A 2,304-nucleotide genomic window follows, 5' to 3' on the forward strand; every position below is an offset into this window, starting at 1 on the left:
TTTCATGTCTTAATTCTTTTTTCTCTTCATGAGCTACCCTGTGACCTTRCTTAACCTTTTTATGTTCTTCATGCTTCATCTGATGTTTTAGCTCTCTAGCCAATTTCTTTTCTTCATGCTTTTCATGTCTTAATTCTTTATGTTGTTCATGACGAGATTCCATACCTTGTATATCTTTTTTCATTTCTTCAACAAATTTACTCATTTTATACCTCCATAAAATTAAATTTGATGGTATTTATAAAGTATCAAATATATTTTTTACAAATATATTTCAATTATTCTTTTTTACATATAAGAAAATAAAAAAGAGTAGCATATTGCTACTCTTTTTATTACATCATACCTGGCATTCCTCCGCCCATTCCTGGCATAGCAGGTTCAGATTCAGGTAAATCTGCAACTGCTGCTTCAGTAGTTAAGAATACTCCAGCTATAGACGCTGCATTTTGTAAAGCACTTCTAGTAACTTTAGTTGGATCTACTATACCAACTTCTATCATGTTTACATATCTTTCATTTAATGCATCAAATCCTATTTCTGGTGCTTCATTGATTACTCTTTCTGTTATAACTGCACCTTCAAGACCTGCATTTATAGCTATTTGTCTTAATGGCTCTTCTAATGCTTTTCTTATTATTTTAGCACCTATTTGAACTTCGCCTTCTAATTCTAATACTAGCTTATCTAAAGCTGGTATTACACTAACTAACGCAGTACCACCACCAGCAACTATACCTTCTTCAACGGCTGCTCTTGTTGCATTAAGTGCATCTTCTATTCTTAATTTTCTTTCTTTCATTTCAACTTCTGTAGCCGCTCCTACTTTTATAACAGCAACTCCACCAGCAAGTTTAGCTAATCTTTCCATTAATTTTTCTTTATCAAATTCAGAAGTAGTCTCTTCTACTTGATGTTTTATTTGATTAACTCTATTTTCTATAGCAACTTTATCTCCAAATCCATCTACTATTGTAGTAGTTTCTTTAGTTACTTTTACAGAACCAGCTCTACCTAACATAGTTACATCTGCTTCTTTTATGTCATATCCTAATTCTTCAGATATAACAACTCCTCCAGTAAGTGTTGCTATATCTTCAAGCATAGCTTTTCTTCTGTCTCCAAATCCAGGAGCTTTAACTGCAACAACTTCAAATGTTCCTCTTAATTTATTAACTACTAATGTAGATAATGCTTCTCCGTCAACATCTTCAGCTACTATTAATAATTTTTTACCTTGTTGAACTATTTGCTCAAGTATAGGTAATATGTCTTGTATGTTAGATATCTTTCTATCTGTTATCAATATGTATGGGTCATTTAGTACTGCTTCCATTTTGTCTACATCTGTAACCATATATGCTGAGACAAATCCTCTGTCAAATTGCATACCTTCAACAGCATCTAATTCAGTATTCATAGTTTTAGATTCTTCAACAGTTATAACACCGTCTTTTCCTACTATCTCCATAGCTTCAGCTATTAATGCTCCTACTTCTTCATCCCCTGCAGATATAGAAGCAACTTGAGATATTGATTCTTTAGTTTCTATAGTTCTAGATTGAGATTTTAATTCTTCTACTGCAACCTCAACTGCTCTTTGTATACCTTTTCTTATTAAAACTGGGTTAGCTCCTGCTGTTACATTTTTTAACCCTTCTCTTATTATAGCTTGAGCTAAAACTGTAGCAGTTGTAGTACCATCACCAGCTACATCATTAGTTTTAGTAGCAACTTCTTTGACTAATTGAGCTCCCATATTTTCAAATCTGTCTTCTAACTCTATTTCTTTAGCTATTGTTACACCATCATTAGTTATAAGAGGTGCACCAAATTTTTTGTCTAATATAACATTTCTTCCTTTTGGTCCTAAAGTAACCTTTACTGTATCTGCTAATTTATTTACACCTGTTTCTAATGCTTTTCTAGTATCTTGAGCAAATTTTATTTCTTTAGCCATTATTAACCCCTCCTATAAATTATTCAACTACTGCTAATATATCGTTTTGTCTTAATATTGTATATTCATTTCCTTCTATTTTAACTTCAGTACCTGCGTACTTTTGGAATATAACTCTATCTCCTACTTTTAATTCCATAACTATTTCTTTTCCATCTACTATACCACCTGGGCCAACTTCTATAACTTCAGCCATTTGTGGTTGTTCTTTAGCTGTTCCTGGTAAAACTATACCACTTGCAGTTTTTTCTTCAGCTTCTAGTTTTTTTATAACTATTCTATCAGCTAATGGTCTTATTTTCATATTTTTACCTCCTAAGTAAATATTTATATGTAAAATAAA

The 2,304-nt window shown here is 31.9% G+C and carries 2 protein-coding genes and 1 pseudogene; all 3 read right to left on the reverse strand.

The features are described 5' to 3' along the window. A pseudogene (locus tag G3997_RS09735) lies at positions 1–205 on the reverse strand (hypothetical protein); the annotation flags it as partial. A 130-nt stretch (positions 206–335) separates the two neighbouring features. Beyond that, positions 336–1,961, reverse strand: coding sequence for a chaperonin GroEL (gene groL / locus G3997_RS09740; RefSeq protein ID WP_296645573.1), 1,626 nt, complete (start codon positions 1,959–1,961; stop codon positions 336–338). A 19-nt stretch (positions 1,962–1,980) separates the two neighbouring features. Next, positions 1,981–2,265: a co-chaperone GroES gene (locus tag G3997_RS09745; protein WP_296645574.1), complete on the reverse strand. Its 285-nt coding sequence runs from the start codon at positions 2,263–2,265 to the stop codon at positions 1,981–1,983. Between the last annotated feature and the right edge of the window lie 39 nt (positions 2,266–2,304).

Source organism: Romboutsia sp. 13368, assembly GCF_018336475.1.
GTDB lineage: Bacteria > Bacillota > Clostridia > Peptostreptococcales > Peptostreptococcaceae > Romboutsia.